21 protein-coding genes are annotated in these 18,372 nt (G+C 71.1%); 14 read left to right on the top strand and 7 right to left on the bottom strand.

Features of this window, described 5'->3' with window-relative positions; all coding sequences use genetic code 11:
• Window positions 1-1,047 precede the first annotated feature (1,047 nt).
• Window positions 1,048-1,734 (bottom strand): IclR family transcriptional regulator, encoded by a 687-nt coding sequence (locus AB0J66_RS14730; protein WP_023561932.1) that lies wholly within the window; start codon window positions 1,732-1,734, stop codon window positions 1,048-1,050.
• A 49-nt stretch (window positions 1,735-1,783) separates the two neighbouring features.
• Here AB0J66_RS14730 and leuC point away from each other — a divergent pair, with 49 nt between their 5' ends.
• The 4 genes from leuC (at window position 1,784) to AB0J66_RS14710 (ending at window position 5,400) form a co-directional block, all read left to right on the top strand.
• Entirely contained in the window at window positions 1,784-3,223 is a 1,440-nt protein-coding gene (leuC, locus tag AB0J66_RS14725) for a 3-isopropylmalate dehydratase large subunit (protein ID WP_364659931.1), read from the top strand.
• Between the two features lie 16 nt (window positions 3,224-3,239).
• Entirely contained in the window at window positions 3,240-3,827 is a 588-nt protein-coding gene (leuD, locus tag AB0J66_RS14720) for a 3-isopropylmalate dehydratase small subunit (RefSeq protein WP_364659929.1), read from the top strand.
• A 179-nt stretch (window positions 3,828-4,006) separates the two neighbouring features.
• Window positions 4,007-4,870, top strand: a complete 864-nt coding sequence (locus AB0J66_RS14715; RefSeq protein ID WP_364659927.1) for an HU family DNA-binding protein — start codon at window positions 4,007-4,009, stop codon at window positions 4,868-4,870.
• Window positions 4,871-4,962: 92 nt separating this feature from the next.
• Entirely contained in the window at window positions 4,963-5,400 is a 438-nt protein-coding gene (locus AB0J66_RS14710) for a hypothetical protein (protein ID WP_364659926.1), read from the top strand.
• Here the strand turns inward: AB0J66_RS14710 and AB0J66_RS14705 are convergent.
• From AB0J66_RS14705 to cofC, 4 genes are read right to left on the bottom strand one after another with little or no spacing between them, the layout of a single operon-like run.
• The gene (locus AB0J66_RS14705) at window positions 5,357-6,238 is read right to left on the bottom strand and encodes an NUDIX hydrolase (protein ID WP_364659924.1); all 882 of its coding nucleotides are present in this window, start codon (window positions 6,236-6,238) and stop codon (window positions 5,357-5,359) included. The genes AB0J66_RS14710 and AB0J66_RS14705 overlap by 44 nt on opposite strands.
• Entirely contained in the window at window positions 6,238-8,454 is a 2,217-nt protein-coding gene (locus AB0J66_RS14700; RefSeq protein ID WP_364659922.1) for an RNA degradosome polyphosphate kinase, read from the bottom strand. Before AB0J66_RS14700 ends, AB0J66_RS14705 begins: the two co-directional genes overlap by 1 nt.
• 54 nt (window positions 8,455-8,508) lie before the next feature.
• A complete protein-coding gene (locus AB0J66_RS14695; RefSeq protein ID WP_364659920.1) occupies window positions 8,509-8,706 on the bottom strand; it encodes a cold-shock protein in 198 nt (65 codons plus the stop codon).
• 18 nt (window positions 8,707-8,724) lie between these two features.
• The gene (gene cofC, locus AB0J66_RS14690; protein WP_364659918.1) at window positions 8,725-9,363 is read right to left on the bottom strand and encodes a 2-phospho-L-lactate guanylyltransferase; all 639 of its coding nucleotides are present in this window, start codon (window positions 9,361-9,363) and stop codon (window positions 8,725-8,727) included.
• A 212-nt stretch (window positions 9,364-9,575) separates the two neighbouring features.
• Between cofC and AB0J66_RS14685 the strand changes: the two genes are divergently transcribed.
• From AB0J66_RS14685 to AB0J66_RS14650, 8 genes are all read left to right on the top strand, one after another.
• Entirely contained in the window at window positions 9,576-10,307 is a 732-nt protein-coding gene (locus AB0J66_RS14685) for a lysophospholipid acyltransferase family protein (protein ID WP_364659916.1), read from the top strand.
• Window positions 10,304-11,299: an NAD(P)H-dependent glycerol-3-phosphate dehydrogenase gene (locus AB0J66_RS14680; RefSeq protein ID WP_364659914.1), complete on the top strand. Its 996-nt coding sequence runs from the start codon at window positions 10,304-10,306 to the stop codon at window positions 11,297-11,299. The genes AB0J66_RS14685 and AB0J66_RS14680 overlap by 4 nt, the downstream gene beginning before the upstream one ends.
• Window positions 11,296-12,396, top strand: a complete 1,101-nt coding sequence (locus AB0J66_RS14675) for a cystathionine gamma-lyase (protein WP_364659912.1) — start codon at window positions 11,296-11,298, stop codon at window positions 12,394-12,396. Before AB0J66_RS14680 ends, AB0J66_RS14675 begins: the two co-directional genes overlap by 4 nt.
• Window positions 12,393-12,755 carry a hypothetical protein gene (locus tag AB0J66_RS14670; RefSeq protein ID WP_364659910.1) on the top strand — a complete coding sequence of 121 codons (363 nt, stop codon included), beginning with the start codon at window positions 12,393-12,395 and terminating at the stop codon, window positions 12,753-12,755. The genes AB0J66_RS14675 and AB0J66_RS14670 overlap by 4 nt, the downstream gene beginning before the upstream one ends.
• Window positions 12,756-12,836: 81 nt before the next feature.
• Window positions 12,837-13,187 (top strand): GntR family transcriptional regulator, encoded by a 351-nt coding sequence (locus AB0J66_RS14665; RefSeq protein ID WP_364659908.1) that lies wholly within the window; start codon window positions 12,837-12,839, stop codon window positions 13,185-13,187.
• On the top strand, window positions 13,184-14,062 hold the full coding sequence (locus tag AB0J66_RS14660) for an ABC transporter ATP-binding protein (protein ID WP_364659906.1): 879 nt from the start codon (window positions 13,184-13,186) through the stop codon (window positions 14,060-14,062). Before AB0J66_RS14665 ends, AB0J66_RS14660 begins: the two co-directional genes overlap by 4 nt.
• Window positions 14,059-14,742, top strand: coding sequence for a hypothetical protein (locus tag AB0J66_RS14655; RefSeq protein WP_364659904.1), 684 nt, complete (start codon window positions 14,059-14,061; stop codon window positions 14,740-14,742). The genes AB0J66_RS14660 and AB0J66_RS14655 overlap by 4 nt, the downstream gene beginning before the upstream one ends.
• A 120-nt stretch (window positions 14,743-14,862) precedes the next feature.
• Complete coding sequence (locus AB0J66_RS14650) at window positions 14,863-15,945, top strand: D-alanine--D-alanine ligase family protein (RefSeq protein WP_364659902.1); 1,083 nt, start codon at window positions 14,863-14,865, stop codon at window positions 15,943-15,945.
• Here the strand turns inward: AB0J66_RS14650 and AB0J66_RS14645 are convergent.
• Together AB0J66_RS14645 and AB0J66_RS14640 are read right to left on the bottom strand one after the other, a co-directional pair.
• Entirely contained in the window at window positions 15,939-16,580 is a 642-nt protein-coding gene (locus tag AB0J66_RS14645; protein ID WP_364659900.1) for a DUF3515 family protein, read from the bottom strand. The two genes, AB0J66_RS14650 and AB0J66_RS14645, sit on opposite strands and share 7 nt — an antisense overlap.
• Before the next feature lies 1 nt (window position 16,581).
• Window positions 16,582-16,815, bottom strand: coding sequence for an Lrp/AsnC ligand binding domain-containing protein (locus AB0J66_RS14640; protein ID WP_097318348.1), 234 nt, complete (start codon window positions 16,813-16,815; stop codon window positions 16,582-16,584).
• Window positions 16,816-16,892: 77 nt separating this feature from the next.
• Here AB0J66_RS14640 and AB0J66_RS14635 point away from each other — a divergent pair, with 77 nt between their 5' ends.
• Together AB0J66_RS14635 and AB0J66_RS14630 are read left to right on the top strand one after the other, a co-directional pair.
• Window positions 16,893-17,831 carry a thiamine-phosphate kinase gene (locus AB0J66_RS14635; RefSeq protein ID WP_364659898.1) on the top strand — a complete coding sequence of 313 codons (939 nt, stop codon included), beginning with the start codon at window positions 16,893-16,895 and terminating at the stop codon, window positions 17,829-17,831.
• Window positions 17,832-17,890: 59 nt separating this feature from the next.
• The gene (locus AB0J66_RS14630; protein WP_364659896.1) at window positions 17,891-18,349 is read left to right on the top strand and encodes a GNAT family N-acetyltransferase; all 459 of its coding nucleotides are present in this window, start codon (window positions 17,891-17,893) and stop codon (window positions 18,347-18,349) included.
• Window positions 18,350-18,372: the final 23 nt, after the last annotated feature.

The raw sequence follows: 18,372 nt of genomic DNA, 5'->3' as shown, positions 1-18,372 counted from the left end.
CCGCAGCTCTCGGCCCGCTTGGTCGCGCTGTTGGCTTGTGGGTTGGGTAGTTGCGTGCCCCCAGCCCTCGGCCCGCGCGGTCGCGGCGTTGGCTCGGGGCTGTGTGCGCTTCGGGCCCGTTCATCCGCGGCATTGATCTCGGGCCTGCGGTCGCGAGGCAGCCACGTGGGCTCCGCGCCCGACGGGAATCACAGCGGCCCCATCGCGGCTCGTCCACCCGCGGCCCGTCCACCCGCGGCCCGCCCACCCCAGGGGGCCACCGCCTCGACGCATTGTCGCGCAAACAACGAAGATCGTGTCGGGGCCCTGTGGACACCCCGGCTTCTGTGGATAACAGCCCGGCAGCGGAAAGCGGCTGTTCCGCGGGCTCAGCGGCTTCGCGTGGCGCTCGCGGAGGACGGAAGCCGTTGACTCGGCGAACATGAGGGCCGTCGAGTGGCGCTCGCCGAATTCGTTGGATCGCCTTCGGCCCAGCGCGGGGGAGGGCCGGATCGGTTGCTCGCCCGGACGACGGCCGACGGGCGGCGGGGTCGATGGCCGCTGGCGACGGCCGTGCCGCGACGGGGTCAGCCGCTGTAGCCGCGGGCCGGAGACTTCGGAGGACTGCCGTTGCGGCAACGGGTTCAGTCGCTGGGGGAGGGCTGGATCTGCGCGGAGGACTGCCGTTGCGGCAACGGGTTCAGTCGCCGGGGGAAGGCTGAACCTGCGCGGACGACCGCCGTTGCGGCAACGGGTTCATTCGCTGGGAAAAGCTGAACCTGCGCGGGCGACTGGCGTCGCGGCGGCGGGGATCGGTTGCTGCTCGCGCACGACGGCCGTTGCGACGGCGCAATCAATTGCTGTTTTGCTGGCCACGGTGTTACGGCAAGCGGGATCAATCGCCGTTCGCGCCAGCGACGGCCGTTGCGGCGAGGGGACAAGGCGCTGGCGACCGCCCTTGCGGCGGCGGAATGCGGTCGCCGCAAGGGCGGCGGGATCAAGCGCTGTTCGCCCGGCCGTCAGCGGTCGGATAAGTCGTTGTACGCGCCCACAGTCACTGCCGCGCCCTCACAGCCCGGAAAGGCGCTGTCCCGCCCGCACCACAGCCATCGCGTGCCGTTCCCCCGGCCGGCGCCCCAAACGCTCTATCGGACCGCTTATTGAGATGGACGCGATGACTCTCCCGGTCCGATCCCGGATCGGCGCCGAGACGCTGGCCACACCCGGCTCGCGTTCGGCCACACTCTGCGCCCACCCGCGCCGCCGGACCTCGGCCAGCGTCCGGCCCGTGAACTTGCAGCGCGGCAGCAACGGCATCACAGCCTCCGGCGGCTCCCACGCGAGCAGGATCTGCGCCGCCGAGCCGGCCACCATCGGCAGCACCGATCCGACCGGCACGGTGTCGCGCAGGCCGCTGGCCCGCTCGGCCGCGGCCACGCAGATGCGCTCGTCGGCCCGGCGCAAGTAGAGCTGCGCGCTCTCCCCGGTCGCGTCCCGCAATGCGGAAAGCAGGGGCTCGGCCGCGGTCAGCAGCACGTCCGGCGCTGCGTTGGCCAGCTCGCCCAGCCGGGGGCCGGGGCGCCAGCGTCCCTGGGTGTCCCGGACCAGCATCCGGTGGATCTCCAGGGCCTGGGCCAGGCGATGTGCGGTCGCCCGGGGAAGTTTCGTGCGGTCGACGAGTTCGGCCAGGCTGGCGCCGTCGACGCATGCCGCGAGAATGACGACCGCCTTGTCGAGAACGCCGACACCGCTCATACTGTGTCCCACAAGCCGAAACATACCTCCCAGAATTTAGGATGTCCAGATGGTGGGAGTCACTCCGAGGACCCTGGCCGAGAAGGTCTGGGACGACCATGTCGTGCGTGCTGCCGAGGGTGAGCCTGATCTGCTCTACATCGACCTGCACCTCTTGCACGAGGTGACCAGCCCACAGGCCTTCGACGGCCTGCGGATGGCCGGTCGTCCAGTTCGACGCACCGATCTCACGCTCGCGACCGAGGACCACAACACGCCGACCGGTTATTCCGACCCGGCGTTCAACACCAAGCGCGGCGAGCTTTTCACGATCGCCGACACCACCTCGCGGACGCAGATCGAGACGCTGCGCAAGAACTGCGCCGAGTTCGGCGTGCAGATCCGCCCGCTGGGCGACGTCAATCAGGGCATCGTGCACGTGATCGGCCCGCAGCTGGGCCTGACCCAGCCGGGCACGACCATCGTCTGCGGCGACTCGCACACGGCCACCCACGGCGCTTTCGGCGCGCTGGCCTTCGGCATCGGCACCAGCGAGGTCGAGCATGTGCTGGCCACCCAGACGCTGCCGCAGGCGAAGCCGAAGACGATGGCCGTCACGGTCGTCGGCGAGCTCGGCCCGGGCGTCAGCGCCAAGGATCTGATCCTCGCGCTGATCACGCAGACCGGCACCGGCGGCGGCAACGGCCACATCGTGGAGTACCGCGGGGACGCCATCCGCAAGCTCTCCATGGAGGGCCGGATGACCATCTGCAACATGAGCATCGAGTGGGGCGCCAAGGCCGGCATGATCGCGCCCGACGAGACCACGTTCGAGTACCTGAAGGGCCGCGAGCACGCGCCCCAGGGCGAGCAGTGGGACGCCGCGGTCGAGTACTGGCGCACGCTGGTGACCGACGAGGGCGCCGAGTTCGACACCGAGATCATCCTCGACGCGTCGGCGATCAGCCCGTTCATCACCTGGGGCACCAACCCGGGCCAGGGCGCCCCGCTCGACAGCGTGGTCCCGGACCCCGAGGAGTTCATCGAGGAGACCGACCGCAACGCCGCCCGCCGCGCCCTGGAGTACATGGATCTCGCGCCGGGCACGCCGTTCCGGGACGTCGAGGTCGATGTGGTCTTCGTCGGCTCGTGCACCAACGGCCGCATCGAGGACCTGCGGGCCGCGGCCGACGTCATCCGCGGCCACAAGGTCCATGACGGCGTCCGCATGATGATCGTGCCGGGGTCGTACAAGGTGCGTGAGGCGGCCGAGGCCGAGGGTCTGGACAAGATCTTCACCGAGGCCGGCGCCGAGTGGCGTTTCGCGGGCTGTTCCATGTGCCTGGGCATGAACCCGGACACGCTCGACCCGGGCCAGCGCGCCGCCTCGACCTCCAACCGCAACTTCGAGGGACGGCAGGGCAAGGGCGGCCGTACGCACCTGGTCTCGCCCCAGGTCGCCGCCGCCACCGCCGTGGTCGGCAAGCTGGCCGCCCCCGCGGATCTCTGAGAGAGAGCGAAAAGACGTGGACAAGTTCACCACTCACAGCGGCAAAGTGATGCCGCTGCGCCGTTCCGATGTGGATACCGATCAGATCATCCCCGCGGTGTATCTGAAGCGGGTCACCCGCACCGGTTTCGAGGACGGTCTGTTCAGCGCCTGGAAGGACGACCCGTCCTTCGTCCTCAACAATCCGGCCCACGCCGGGGCCACGATTCTGGTCGCCGGGCCCAACTTCGGCACGGGCTCGTCGCGTCAGCACGCGGTCTGGGCGCTGCGTGACTGGGGCTTCAAGGTGGTCATCGCGGCCCGCTTCGGCGATATCTTCCGGGGGAATGCGCTCAAGGAGGGTCTGCTGCCGGTCCAGCTCGATCAGAAAGCCGTCGAGGCCCTCTGGGATCTCGCCGAGAGCGAGCCGGAAAAGCAGATCACGGTTGATCTGGGCGCCCGTCAGGTGCGCGTGGACGACGCCTCCTGGTCGTTCCCGATCGACGATTTCAGCAGGTGGAGGCTTATGGAGGGCCTCGACGACATCGGACTGACGCTGCGCCACGAGGACGCCATCACGGCGTACGAGAAGAAGCGCCCGGCCTTCAAGCCGGTCGTCGTCTGAGGTTCGCCGAATCCCTGTCGTGGCACGAGATTTCGCCCCCACCGAGTCTTCGGTGGGGGCGATTTCGTTGTAACGCAAGGGTTTTTTTGACGCTAATGTTTGTGTCTGCTGGTCAGAGGGCATACGGTGCGCGCAGAATGGCTCGCATTGGGCCACTTCTCACGTTCGGGAGGAAAATCGTGAACAAGGCCGAGCTCATCGAGGCGCTGGCCGCCCGGCTAGGTGACCGAAAGACGGCGACCGCCGCTCTGGACGCGGTCATCAGCGAGGTGCAGAACGCCGTCACCAAGGGCGACCGGGTTGCCATCACCGGCTTCGGCGTCTTCGAGAAGCGGGCACGCAATGCGCGTACGGCCCGCAATCCTCGCACCGGCGAACCGGTGAAAGTGAAGAAAACGTCGGTGCCGGCGTTCAAGCCTGGCACCGCCTTCCGCGAGATGGTGGCGAGCGGAAAGGCCGCGAAGGCCGCGGCTCCCGCCAAGAAGGCCGTCGCCACCAAGGCCACCGCGACGAAGGCGACGGCCACCAAGGCGACCGCCACCAAGGCCGCGCCCGCCAAGACCGCCGCCACCAAGGCGACGGCGACCAAGGCGGCGCCGGCGAAGTCCACGGCCACCAAGGCCACCACCGCCACCAAGGCGACGGCGACCAAGGCGACGACCGCCACCAAGGCGACCGCGGCCAAGAAGACCGCCGCCACCAAGGCGACCCCGGCGAAGTCGACGACGACTGCCGCCACCAAGACGGCCGCCGCCAAGAAGACGACGGCGACCAAGGCCGCGCCCGCCAAGACCGCCGCCACCAAGGCGACGGCGACCAAGGCGGCGCCGGCGAAGTCCACGGCCACCAAGGCCACCACCGCCACCAAGGCCACCGCGGCCAAGAAGACCGCCGCGACCAAGGCCGCCCCCGCCAAGAAGGCCGCCACCGCGACGAAGACCGCCGCCGCGGCCAAGAAGACGACCGCTCGTAAGACGACGACCGCGGCCGCTGCGGAGACCCCGTCGCGCGCCCGCGCCGGCCGTACCCGCAAGACGAACTGACGCAAGGCACCGCCGAGAAGGCGTCCACCCTTACGGTGGACGCTTTTTCTGTGTCCCGGCGGGGAGGCCGCCGGGGTGTCTACGGTCCGGGCATGGATAGTCCGCGAGGGCTGGTGGGCCGGTCGCTGATCGCGGCGCTGCTGTTCGCGGCGGCCGTCGTGCCGGGCTGGGTCCTGGGTGGTCTGGCCGAGCGCTGGACCGGTTCGGCGTTGCTCGACTGGATCGTCACGGGGGCGTGGGCCGGTCTGGCCGTACGCATGCTGGCCCCGTGGGCGTCGTACCGGCCCCGGGACGGCTGGCTGGGGTTGATCCCTGTCTACAACTGGTATCTCGTCTGTGTGCTCACCTGGCGGGTCGCGCTGCTGCCCTACCGCGACTGGGAGCCGCGCGACGACGAGCTGTGGCGGGCCCGCTGGCTGACCGGCGACCTGCTCGGCCTGTGGCGCGCGGACCCGCTGCCGCCCCAGCGGCGCCCGCGTGACCGGGTCAGAGCCGCGAGCGCCCCAGCAGCCGGTCGCCGGCCCAGGTGAGCAGCCAGCTGTCGCCCTTGGGGGTCTTGTAGGGCGCCGGGTCGCTCTCGTCGGCCAGCGCGGCCAGCAGCCCCGGGATCAGCTTGCCCTGACTGCAGACCACGGTCAGCCCGCGCTCGCGCAGCTCGAACAGCCGCTGGGCGGCCAGTTTGGCCTTGGCCGGCGCCTCGTCGGCGTCGGCCGGCTCGGCGAAGCCGCCGTCCATGACGATCGGCATGCCGCCCATCGCGGCCGCGAGTGGCTCCAGCGTCTGCTTGCAGCGCAACGGCGTGGCCGCCACGAGACGCTCCGGCCCGATCGTCGCGGCCAGCGCGGCGAAGCGCTCGGCCTGGCCCAGCCCGACCGGGTCGATCGGGCGCAGCGCGTCGTTGCCGTTCCATTTCTTGCGCTCGCCGGCGTGCGCGTGGCGCACCAGGACGGTCACCGCGGTCACCCGCGGCAGCCCGGCCACGTGCTCGAGGAGCTTGCGCTCGTCGTCGTAGCTGACCCGCGCGGCCGCTTCGGCGAGCGGGAGCCACTCGACGCGGTCGACCTCGTCGGTGTCCTGCACCGGGGCCTCGTCGCCGGTGACCGCCATCAGCCAGTAGTCGACCGTCTTGGGGCGGCCGTCGGGCAGGTCGTACGCGACCTGGGGCAGGGCCAGCTGGGGACGGCCCCGCCGGCCGGTCTCCTCCCGGACCTCGCGGACCGCGGCCAGCAGGGCCGGCTCGCCCTTGTCGACATGACCCTTGGGCAATGCCCAGTCGTCGTACCGGGGGCGGTGGACCAGGCAGACCTCGAGGCCGTCGCCGGCCGGGCGGTAGAGCACGCCACCCGCGGCGCGGATCGGCTCCGGCATCAGACCGCCTTCGTCCGCTTGTCGACGCGGCGCAGCAGCGCCTCCTGCAGGTGCATGCTCGCGTCGGTCTCGCTGGCCGGGTTGCGGTGCCAGGTGCCGTCGCCGTGCAGGTCGAAGCCCTCGGTGGCGTCGTCCATGGACAGCTCGAGAACGTAGCGCAGCTCCTCGCGGGCGCTCTCCTTGACCACCCGGACCAGCGCCTCGACCCGGCGGTCGAGGTTGCGGTGCATCAGGTCGGCCGAGCCGATCCAGTACTCGGCGTCGTCGCCCGCGCCGAACCGGAAGACCCGGGAGTGCTCCAGGAACCGGCCGACGATCGAGCGGACCCGGATGTTCTCCGACAGGCCGGGCACGCCGGGCCGCAGCGCGCACATGCCCCGGATGATCAGGTCGACCTTCACGCCGTCCTGCGAGGCGCGGTAGAGCGCGTCGATGCTCTCCTCGTCGACGAGCGAGTTCACCTTGATCTGCACGAGCGCCTCGCCGCCCTCGCGGGCGATGCGGGCCTGCTCCTCGATCCGCTCGATCAGGCCCGAGCGCACGCCGTGCGGGGCCACCAGGAGGCGGCGGTACTTGCGCTGACGGCTGTAGCCGGTGAGGACGTTGAACAGGTCGGTGACGTCGGCGCCGACCTCCGGATCGGCCGTCAACATGCCGAAGTCCTCGTACAGCCTCGCGGTCTTGGGGTGGTAGTTGCCCGTGCCGATGTGGCAGTAGCGCCGGATCTGATTGCCCTCCTGACGCACCACCAGGGCGGTCTTGCAGTGCGTCTTGAGGCCGACCAGGCCGTAGACGACGTGGCAGCCGGCCCGCTCCAGCGTCCGGGCCCAGGCGATGTTGGCCACCTCGTCGAAGCGCGCCTTCACCTCGACCAGCACCACGACCTGCTTGCCGGCGGCGGCCGCGTCGACCAGCGCGTCCACGATCGGCGAGTCGCCCGAGGTGCGGTAGAGCGTCTGCTTGATGGCGAGCACGTTCGGGTCGGCCGCGGCCTGCTCGATGAAGCGCTGCACGCTGGTCGAGAACGAGTGGTACGGGTGGTGGACCAGGATGTCGCTCTCGCGCAGCCGGTTGAAGACGCTGCGCGGCACCTCGCCGTCGGCCAGCTGCGGGTGGGTGGCCGGGACGAACGGGCGGTCCTTGAGGTCGTCGCGGTCGGTGTCGCCGAACACCTGCCACAGCGCCGACAGGTCGAGCAGGCCGGGCACCCGCTGCACGTCCTCGCTGTCCATGTCGAGCTCGCGCACGAGCAGCTCGAGCACGTGGTCGCTGATCGAGGCGGCCACCTCGAGCCGCACCGGCGGGCCGAAACGGCGCTGGGCCAGCTCGCGCTCCAGGGCCTGCAGCAGGTCCTCGTCGCGGTCCTCGTCGACCTCGAGCTCGGCGTTGCGGGTCACCCGGAACAGGTGCCACTCGAGCACCTGCATGCCGGGGAAGAGCTGGTCGAGGTGGACGGCCACCAGCTCCTCGACCGGCAGGAAGCGCACGCCCCGGCTGTCGTTCTGCACGGCCACGAAGCGCGGCACGTTGTTCGGCACCTTGATCCGGGCGAACAGCTCGGCGTTGGCGTCGTCCGGGTCCCGCAGGGCCACCGCCAGGTTCAAGGACCGGCTGGAGATGTACGGGAACGGGTGCGCCGGGTCGACCGCGAGCGGGGTCAGCACCGGGAAGATCTGCTCGCGGAAGTACGTCCGCAGGCGCTCACGCTCGGGCGCGTCGAGCTCGGCCCAGGAGACCATCTCGATGCCCTCGGCCGACAGCTTGGGCCGCACCTCGTCGGCGAAGCACGCGGCCTGGCGGGTGATCAGGTCGGCCACCCGCTGCGAGATCATCTCAAGCTGGTTGCGCAGCGAGCTGCGGTCGCCGCCGCGCATCGGCAGGCCGGCGCTGAGGCGGCGCTTGAGCCCGGCCACCCGGACCATGTAGAACTCGTCCAGGTTGCTGGCGAAGATGGCCAGGAACTTGGCCCGCTCCAGCAGCGGGGTCTTCGGCTCCTCGGCCAGCGTCAGCACGCGGGAGTTGAAGTCGAGCCAGGACAGCTCGCGGTTGAGGAAACGGTCCTCGGGCAGGTCCGGACGGCTCTGCTCGGGCGTCTCAACGGGTTCGGCGGTGGCGGTCACTGGTTGCTCCGTTGTCTTCTGCTCGGCCGATCGCGGGACGAAACGGCCGTTCGGGCCACGCCGACGGCTTTCCGGGGTCCGGGGCGGGGTCTGCATCGCTCCATCATTGCCGCTTTCCGCGCAACGTGAAACGAACAAAAATGGATGGCTTCAGTCGAGGCCCGGGATTCTCACCTGGCGGACAACGCCGCCCGGATCGCGCTCCACCGCCACCCGCTGACCGAGGCGGAGCTTGCGCAGCCCGGAGCCGTCGAACGCGGGCGCGTCGAAGGCCAGCTCAGTCCCGTCGTCCAGGAGCAGCGTGCCGCTGCGGGCGCCGGAGTCGAAGGTCGCGATGGTCCCCTGCATGTCCCCGACGCTACCGTCTCAGGCGGCCGAGACGCAGGCCACCTTGAGTCCCAGATCACGCAGCAGGGCGCAGGTGTGCGGGCCCGCGCCCAGGGCCAGCACGGTGGCCAGGTCGGCCGGGGTGTCGACGTCGTGCCGCAGGCCGGGCCAGTCGCCGTCGAGGGCCCGCGCGCCCGACTCGGCATGAGCTCGCGCCGACCCGGGACCGAACCGAGGTTCCAGCGGTACGCCCGCCGGTGCGCCCAGAAGCACGGTGCCGGTGCCCGCCGCGTCGGCGACGAACGAGCGGGCCTCGCCGGCCTGGCCCAGCGCCTCCCGCAGCTCGGCCGGGCGCAGCGCCGGCAGATCACCGGCCAGCACGGCCCGGTACCGGTTGAGCCCCGCCACCTCGTCGGCGCCGTACCGCATGGCCTCGTTCAGCCCCGCGTCCGGAAGATCGGGCACGACCCGGGCGCCCAGCCGGGCCACGGTCTCGGCGGCCAGTGAGTCGTCGGTCACGACGACGAGCTCGCCGACGGCGAGGACCGCGGCGGCGGTGTCGCACACCATCGCGAGCGCGAGATCCGCGTGCCGGGCCGCCGGGACCGCGCCGCGCAACCGGCTCTTGGCCGCCGTCAGCCGCTTGACCGGCATGATCGCCGTCCAGTCGCCACCCATTCGTCTGTGCTCTCCTTTGGCATGCCCTTCCGGCCCTCGCCTGCAGCCGCCGTTGTCAGGTCCGGCTTACTGCCGCTCGGTGCAGGCGGTCATATCGAGTGTGCCAGCCACCGGGTGTAAGGACCCCTACCTGGTACCGCGGGCCCGGAGCGGGCATGATTTCGTACTTGAGACGCGGCGGGCACACGCCGCGCAAGCAGGTAGGAGGGGCCGTGGCGCACCGCAGGCTCGGATTCTGGCGGCGGTTCGCGGCCGTGCTGGTGATTCCCGTGCTCAAGGTCTGGACCAAGCGGACCTGGCTCGACATGGAGAAGATCCCGCAGTCGGGCGGCGTGATCCTCGTCCCCAACCACGTGTCGCACTTCGATCCGCTGGTGGTCGCCCACTACATCTACGGCACCGGCCGGTGGCCGCAGTTCCTGGGCAAGGCCAGCCTGTGGAAGGTGCCCGTGATGGGCCCGTTCCTGCGCAAGGTCAAGCAGATCCCGGTCGAGCGCGGCAGCGTGGAGGCCGTGAAGTCGCTCGACGTGCTGGTCGACGCCCTCAACCAGGGCGGCGTCGTGGTGATCTACCCGGAGGGCACCACCACCCGCGACCCCGAGCTGTGGCCGATGCGCGGCAAGACCGGCGCCGCCCGGCTCGCCCTGGTCACCGGGGCCCAGGTCGTCCCGATGGCCAACTGGGGCGCCCAGGACATCTTCGACCCGCGCACGAGCAAGCTCAGCCTGCGCCCGCGCCGGCCGGTGACCGTGACCGCCGGCGACCCGATCGACCTGAGCCGCTGGGCCGGCGCCACGCCCTCACGGGCCGTGCTCGAGGAGATGACCGAGCACATCATGCGCGAGATCAGCGCCCTGGTCGGCACGCTGCGCCACGAGCCACCGCCGCCGGTGCTCTACGACCGGCCGAAGCGCAAGGCCTCGACGTCGGAGGAGAGCGCGTGAGCCGGGCCGCGGTCATCGGTTCCGGCGCCTGGGGCACGGCCTTCGCCAAGGTGCTGGCCGAGGCCGGCTCGGACGTGACGATGTGGGCCCGGCGCGACGCGGTCGCCACCTCGATCCGCGACGCCCACGTCAACGAGGGCGCCCTGCCCGGCATCAAGCTGCCCGAGCGGATCACCGCCACCACCGATCTGGCCGAGGCCGTGGCCGGGGCCGAGCTGGTGGCGATCGCCGTGCCGTCGCAGACGTTGCGCGGCAACCTGGCCGAGTGGGCCGGCGCCTTCGCGCCCGGCTCGACCATCGTGTCGCTGATGAAGGGCATCGAGCTCGGCACGACCAAGCGGATGAGCCAGGTCATCGTCGAGACCGCCCGCGTCGAGCAGGACCGGGTGGTGGTCGTCTCCGGCCCCAACCTGGCCCCGGAGATCGCCGCCGAGCAGCCGGCCGCCACCGTGGTCGCCGGCACCGACGCCGAGCGCTGCCGGGCCGTGCAGCACGCGATGGCCCTGCCCTATCTGCGCCCGTACACGAGCGAGGATCTGATCGGCTGCGAGCTCGGCGGCGCCGTCAAGAACGTGATCGCCCTGGCCTACGGGATGGCCGCGGCGATGGGCCTGGGCGACAACACCCGGGCCTCGCTGATCACCCGGGGCCTGGCCGAGACGGCCCGGCTGGGCGCGGCCCTCGGCGCCGACCCGCTGACCTTCGCCGGCCTCGCCGGTCTGGGTGACCTGGTCGCGACCTGCTCGTCCCCGCTGTCGCGCAACCGTACGTTCGGTGAGCAGCTCGGTCTCGGCAAGACGCTGGAGCAGGCGCAGCTGGCCGCCCGGCAGACGGCCGAGGGCGTGAAGAGCTGCCTCGCCATCCGTGACCTGGCCCGGGCGCACGGCGTGGAGATGCCGATCACCGAGCAGGTCGAGAAGGTCTGCCACGAAGGCGCCGACCCCCGGGTCGCTGTGAAATTGCTTATGGGCCGGGAGATGAAGCCAGAATGAGTTACTCGGACGGCACGCGTGCCGTGCACGCCGGACTGCCCGATCCCGCGGTGGGCGAGCCGTTCCTGCCGGGGCCGGTCTTCGCCGCGCCCTACCACCTGGACCCCGCGGACGGCCCGGGTCAGAACGACTACGCCCGCACCCAGCACCCGACCCGCCGCAACCTCGAGTCGGCCATCGGCGAGCTGGAGGGCGGCCGTACGCTCGTGTTCGCCAGCGGTCAGGCCGCCATCACGGCGCTGTTGCTGGCCGTGCTGCGCACCGGCGACACCGTGGCGCTGCCGTCCGACGGCTACTTCACCGTCCGCGCGTTCGCCGAGGGCACGCTGCGCGACCTCGGCGTGAAAACGGTGCTGGTGCCCACCGCCGGTCCCTACCCGAGTTTCGAGGGCGTCCGCCTGGTGCTGCTGGAGACCCCGGCCAACCCGGGCCTGGACGTGTGCGACGTGGCCGCGGTGGCGCAGGCCGCGCACGCGGCCGGGGCGCTGGTCGCGGTGGACAACACGACCGCCACGCCGCTCGGGCAGACCCCGCTGGCGCTCGGGGCCGACGTGGTCGTCGCCTCCGGCACCAAGGCCCTGACCGGTCACTCGGACGTCCTGCTGGGTTACGTGGCCACGAACGACATCGCGCTGTTCGACAAGGTCGAGACGTGGCGCAAGCAGACCGGCGCGGTGCCGGGCGCGTTCGACGCGTGGCTGGCCCACCGCTCGATCGCCACGCTCGACCTGCGGCTGGCCCGGCAGACCCAGAACGCGGCCGCGGTCGCCGATTTCCTCGCCGCGCGTGACGACGTGACCGGCGTGCGCTGGCCGGGCCGGCTCGGTGACCCGTCGTACGAGGTGGCGCAGCGGCAGATGCGGCGCATCCCCGGCGTGGTCTCGTTCGACCTGGGCGACGAGCAGCGGGTGGCCCGCTTCCTGGCCGCCTCGGGGCTGGTCTTCGCGGCCACCTCGTTCGGCGGGGTGCACAGCACGGCCGACCGGCGGGCCCAGTGGGGCGACGACACCTCGCCCGGCTTCGTGCGCTTCTCCTGCGGCATCGAGGACACGGCCGACCTGCTGGCCGATCTGACGGCGGCGCTGGACGAGGCGTGAGCGCGGCCTGGAACAGCTTCTCCGGTGACCAGGTCGCGTCGCTGACGCAGGGGGCGAGCTTCTTCGCGGAGCCGGGGGAGCGGGAGTGCCCGGCCTGCGGCGAGCGGCGGCTGCGGGCGTACTTCAACGCGCCCGCGGGCGCCAAACGGCCGACCCTGGTCAGCTACGTGTGGTGCTCGGCCTGCCTGAAGTTCGTCGGCACCCGGGCCAAGCACCCGGAGGGGCTGGTCTTCAGCGACCCGCTGGCCGTGCTGCCGGCGGGCGAGCGCCGCGACCTGGAGCGGAGCCTGGTCGGCTTCCTGGCCCACCTGGACCGGCTGTGGGACGAGGGTGTGCTGCCGCAGACGTTCGCGGCCTAGACACCGTTCTTGCCGGCGGTGGCGACGTGCGTCTATGGTTCGTTACATGAGTAATGAACCACTGAACTAGGGAGGCTCGGCGTGTTCCACGACCGCAGCCCCATCTATCTCCAGATCGCCGAGGGCATCAAGAACGACGTCCTGAGCGGCGCCCTCGAGGAGGACAGCCAGGTCATGTCCACCAACCAGTACGCGGCGTTCTACCGGATCAACCCGGCCACCGCGGCCAAGGGCTTCGCCCAGCTCGTCGACGAGGGCGTGCTCTACAAGCGGCGGGGGATCGGCATGTTCGTCAGCCCCGACGCCCGGGCCCGGCTGCTGGCCGAGCGCCGCGAGCGGTTCTTCGCCGAAGTGGTCGCCCCGATGCTCGACGAGGCGAAACGGATCGGCATCGGCGTCGACGAGATCGTCAAGCACCTGGGGGAGAAGTGAGCATCGAGATCCGCGGCCTGACCGTCCGCTACGGCGGCACCGTCGCCGTCGACAACGTCGATCTCGACCTCGAGAGCGGCAAGATCTACGGCCTGCTGGGCCGCAACGGCTCGGGCAAGACCAGCCTGCTCAGCGCGATCGCGTCCTACCGCAAGCCGTACGCCGGGGTGGTCCGGATCGACGGCGCGGAAGCCTTCGAGAACCCGCGGGTGGCCCGCCGCACCTGCTTCATCCGCGACACGCTCGACCTCAGCGACTCCGACCGGCTGCGGGCCGCGCTCGACCTGGCCGCCCGGCTGCGGCCCACGTGGGACGGCGCGTACGCCGCGCATCTGATCGAGGTCTTCGATCTGGACCCGCGCAAGCGGGTGTCGGCGCTTTCCCGCGGCCAGCGCTCGGCCTTCGGGGTCGTGCTCGGCCTGGCCGCGCGCACCCCGCTGACCATTCTCGACGAGTCGTACCTCGGCATGGACGCGGTGGCCCGGACTCTGTTCTACCGCGAGCTGCTGGCCGACTACCTCGAGCACCCGCGCACGATCATCCTCTCCACCCACCTCATCGAGGAGGTGGCCGATCTCTTCGAGCGCGTGGTCATCATGGATCGCGGCCGGGTCATCGTGCACGACGAGACGGACGCCCTGCGCGGCCGTGGCGTCACGGTCACCGGGCCTTTCGCGGCGGTCACCGACTTCGTCGCCGGTCACCCGATTCTGGGCGAGCAGACCCTGGGTGACGTACGGGCCGTGACGCTCGACGGCCGTTTCGGCCCCGACGAGATCGCCCGGGGCGAGGCGGCCGGCCTGAGCTTCGGCCCGATCGGCATCCAGGACCTCTTCGTCCACCTCACCTCGCAGCCGCTGGAGGCGTCGCGATGACCGTGTTCGGCACCCTGTTCCGGCTCCACCGGTTCATCCTGATCGTCTTCTGGGCCATCATGCTGGTGGTCGAGATGGTCGGCCTGGTCGTCATCAACCAGGCGGTGGGCGCGCCGAAGTTCAGCTTCTGGCTCGTGATGGCCGGCTCGGCGATCAAATACTGGCCGCTGGTGGCCGGCATCCTCGTGATCAGCCTGCACCTGAAGGTGTTCGTGGCCAACGGCGTCACCCGGACGGCGTTCCTCGGCGGCCTGGCCCTGTTCGGGACGGCGTTGACCGCGCTGTTCGCCGTACTGGCCGTCGCCGGGCACGCCCTGGAGAGCCTGCTGCTGGGCTTGTTCGACCAGCGCGGTTCGACCTATCCGGTGTTCAGCCTGGCCGGTGCGCCCGCCGAGTTCGGCCACCTGCTGCCGGGCGCGATGGCCTACATGGTCACCGGGATGCTGGTCACGGCCGGCTTCTACCGGTGGAACCCGTGGGCCGGGGTGCCGCTGATCCTGCCGGGCGCGATCCCGCTCGCGGTGGCCGAGAACCTGGTCCGCTTCGACGAGTTCGGCGAGACCGCCCACCGCCTGCCGTACGGCCCGGCGCTGGCCGTCACGCTCGCGGTGATCATCGCCGGATTCCTGGCCGTCTACGCGGTGATGCGGGACACGCCGATCCGCCGCACGTCGGGCTGACTACAGCCGGTAAGGGCCTGGTGAACTGCGCGTTTGCGCCGTACCGGCGGATCCCGGGGGTGGCTCACGCAGAGTAGGGTCACCCCCGGCAAGCCCCGCTAGCGAGAGGCCCGAAGAGAAGTGACGACCCCTCGGAAGACCCGAGTCGCGATCGTGTTCGGCGGTCGCAGCATCGAGCACGCGATCTCCTGCGTGAGCGCCGGAGCCATTCTCGGCGCTCTGGACCCGGATCAGTACGAGGTGGTCCCGGTCGGCATCACCCGCGAGGGCCAGTGGGTGCTGGCCGGTGAGGATCCCTCGACGCTGGCCATCACCGACCGCAAGCTGCCCGAGATCACCGCGGCCAGCGGCGCCGAGGTCGTGCTGGCCGATGCCGAGCTGATCGTGCGTGACCCGGGTTCGGGCGTCGCCTCGATCGCCGACGTCGACGTGGTCTTCCCGGTGCTGCACGGGGCGTACGGCGAGGACGGCACCATCCAGGGCCTGCTCGAGATGGCCGGCCTGCCGTACGTGGGGGCCAACGTGTTCGCCTCCGCGGCCGCCATGGACAAGGAGTTCACCAAGAAGCTCGCCACCGTCGAAGGCATCCCGGTCGGCCCGTACGCGGTGCTGCGGGCCGGTGTTTCGCTGTCGGAGGCCGACAAGGAGCGCCTGGGCCTGCCGGTCTTCGTGAAGCCGTCGCGGGCCGGCTCGTCGCACGGCATCACCAAGGTCACCGACTGGGCCGACCTGGACGACGCCGTGGCCACCGCCCGCCGGATCGACCCCAAGGTGCTCGTCGAGGCGGCCATCGTCGGCCGTGAGATCGAGTGCGGCGTGCTGGAGAGCGAGGCCGGCGGCGCCCCCGACGCGTCCCTGCTGGCCGAGATCCTCGTCGGCGACGACGAGTGGTACGACTTCGAGACGAAATACCTCCAGGGCAGCCGGTACGACCTGCCGGCCGATCTGCCGGCCGAGGTGACCCGGCAGATCCAGGATTACGCCCGGCGCACCTTCACGGCGCTCGACTGCGCCGGCCTGGCCCGCGTCGACTTCTTCGTCACGGCCGACCACCAGGTCTACCTCAACGAGATCAACACGATGCCCGGCATGACCCCGACGTCGATGTTCCCGCTGATGTGGGCGGCCACCGGCCTGGAGTACCCCAAGGTCGTCGACCGTCTGGTCCGCACCGCGCTACGCCGCGGCACCGGTCTTCACTGATTGCAGCCGGTCGGGACGCCGGAGGCCTTCGACTTCACGGTCCTGACCACGGCGTCCGAGAACTCGTTGGCCCACTGGGCGGTCTGCTCGTAGCTGCCGGGCACCTGCACCTGTACCGCGACCTCACGGTCCATCGTGGTGAAGATGTCGGTGGCCGGCAGATCCTGCCCGTACCAGCAGACGCCGTTCATCTTGAACATGGTCGCGTCCAGCGGCACGCAGCCCGCGTGGCCGCCGTCGGTGCGCTCGCACATCGTCGGCTGCGGCAGGCCACAAGCGACGGTGATGGGCGGCTCGCCGTAGGCCGCGTTCTGCTCCGGGCCGGCGCTCACCTTGCGCGGCGGCAGGCCCCGGACCGCGGTCGGCAGCTGCGAGGTGACGGCCAGGCAGACCTGGGCGGTACGCGCGTCAAGCTTGGCCGCCGGCATCTGCACCGGGGTGGACGGAACCACAACCGGAGTGGAAGCGGCGGCCGTGGGCTCGTCGCTCGCGCCGCCGCCGTCCGGCGCGATCTTCCAGAAGACCAGGAGACCCACGATCAAAGCCACCGGCACGGCGATGACCGTCGCCCACAGAGCGGCGCGCCGGGTTGCCGGATCCGGGGTTTTGACCGGGGGTTTCTCCACGTCGACCATGTCAGAGGTTTACCACGGAGCAGGTCAGCGTCCGCATGATGCCCGGAACGTACTGGACTTTGCTCACAATGAGGCTGCCCAGATCGTCCACGGTGTGCGCCTCGGCCAGCACGACCACGTCATACGGGCCCGTGACCGCGTCGACGCGGACGACACCGGGTATTTTGCCGATCGCGGCGGCCACGTCATGGGCCTTTCCGACCTCGGTCTGGATCAGGATGTATGCCTGGACCACTCTCCGACTCCATTCCGCTGCCGCGTAACCCGAACGTGAAACTACCGTAACGACCAAGAACGAAAGGCCCTACTCACGTGAGCATTGCCGAGGCCGGCGAGTTCGGGCTCATCGCCCGAGTGGTCGCACGGCTCGAGACCGGCCCGACCACGCTGCTCGGCCCGGGCGACGACAGCGCGATCGTGGCCGCGCCCGACGGTCGGATAGTGGCATCCACCGATGTCCTTGTCGAGGGCCGGCACTTCCGCCGGGACTGGTCCAGCGCGGCCGACGTCGGCCACCGGGCCGCCGGGGCCAACCTGGCCGACATCGCGGCCATGGGCGCCACCCCGACAGCGCTGCTGGTCGCTCTATGCGCCCCGCCCGACCTGGACGCCACCTGGGCCGAGGAACTGGCCGGTGGCCTGTCGGCCGAAGCCGCCACCGTGGGCGCCGCGGTGGTGGGCGGTGACATGTCGTCGAGCCCCACCCTCACCATCGCCGTCACCGCCCTGGGCGACCTGGCCGGTCAGGCCCCCGTCCTGCGCAGCGGCGCCCAGCCCGGCGACATCCTGGCCCTGGCCGGCCGGGTCGGGCACGCCGCCGCCGGCTACACGGTGCTCTCGCGCGGCTTCCGCACCCCCAAGACCCTGGTCGAGGCCTACCGCCGCCCGTCGGTGCCCTACCCGGCCGGCCCGGCCGCCGCCCGCGCCGGGGCCACCTCGATGATCGACATCTCGGACGGCCTGCTCCAGGACCTCGGCCACATCGCGAAGGCCAGCGTCGTCGGCCTGGACGTGCACAGCGCCGCCTTCGAGGTGCCGGCCCAGATGCGCGACGCGGCCAAGGCCCTCGGCGTGGACCCGCTGCAGTGGCTCCTGGCCGGTGGCGACGATCACGCCCTGGCCGCTACCTTCCCGGCCGACGCGCCCCTGCCGGACGGCTGGCGCCGGATCGGCCGTGTCCACGAGGGCACCGGGGTGACGGTCGACAAGAAGCCGTGGAGCGGGCCGCTGGGGTGGGACCACTTCCGCTGACCGTGGTCCGCGCCACGGCTCCGGGCCGAGCAGGATGCATTCTGACTACCCTGGGCCTCGTGTCAGACATCAAGATCAGGCGGGCCGAGCTCGCCGAGCCGGTGGTCCGCCGGCTGCTCGTCGACGTCCTGCAGGAGCTGGCCGACCGCTACGGCGGCAGCGGCGACGACACCCCGATCGACGCGGCCGAGTTCCTGCCCCCGAACGGCGACTTCTTCGTGGCCGACGACGGCGAACGGCTCATCGGTTGCGCCGGTTGGCGCCGGCACGGCGAGGACGCCGAGCTGAAGCGGATGTTCACCGCGAAGGCCGCCCGTGGTCGCGGCCTGGGCCGCCGGCTGCTCGCCAAGATCGAGGAGTCGGCGCGGGAGGCGGGTTGCCGCCGGGTCATCCTGGAGACCGGCGACAAGCAGCCCGAGGCCATCAGCCTGTACGAGAAGACCGGATACACCCGGATCGAGGACTTCGGCTACTACGCCGGCGAAGAGGGCGTCCTGTCATTCGCCAAGGCGCTCTGACCGGCCCGGCGTCGGCCTCCTCC

The sequence above is a fragment of the Actinoplanes sp. NPDC049598 genome, assembly GCF_040675435.1.
GTDB lineage: Bacteria > Actinomycetota > Actinomycetes > Mycobacteriales > Micromonosporaceae > Actinoplanes.
The sequence above is the reverse complement of the archived record's forward strand: the minus strand, read 5'-3'. Positions and strand labels throughout refer to the sequence as shown.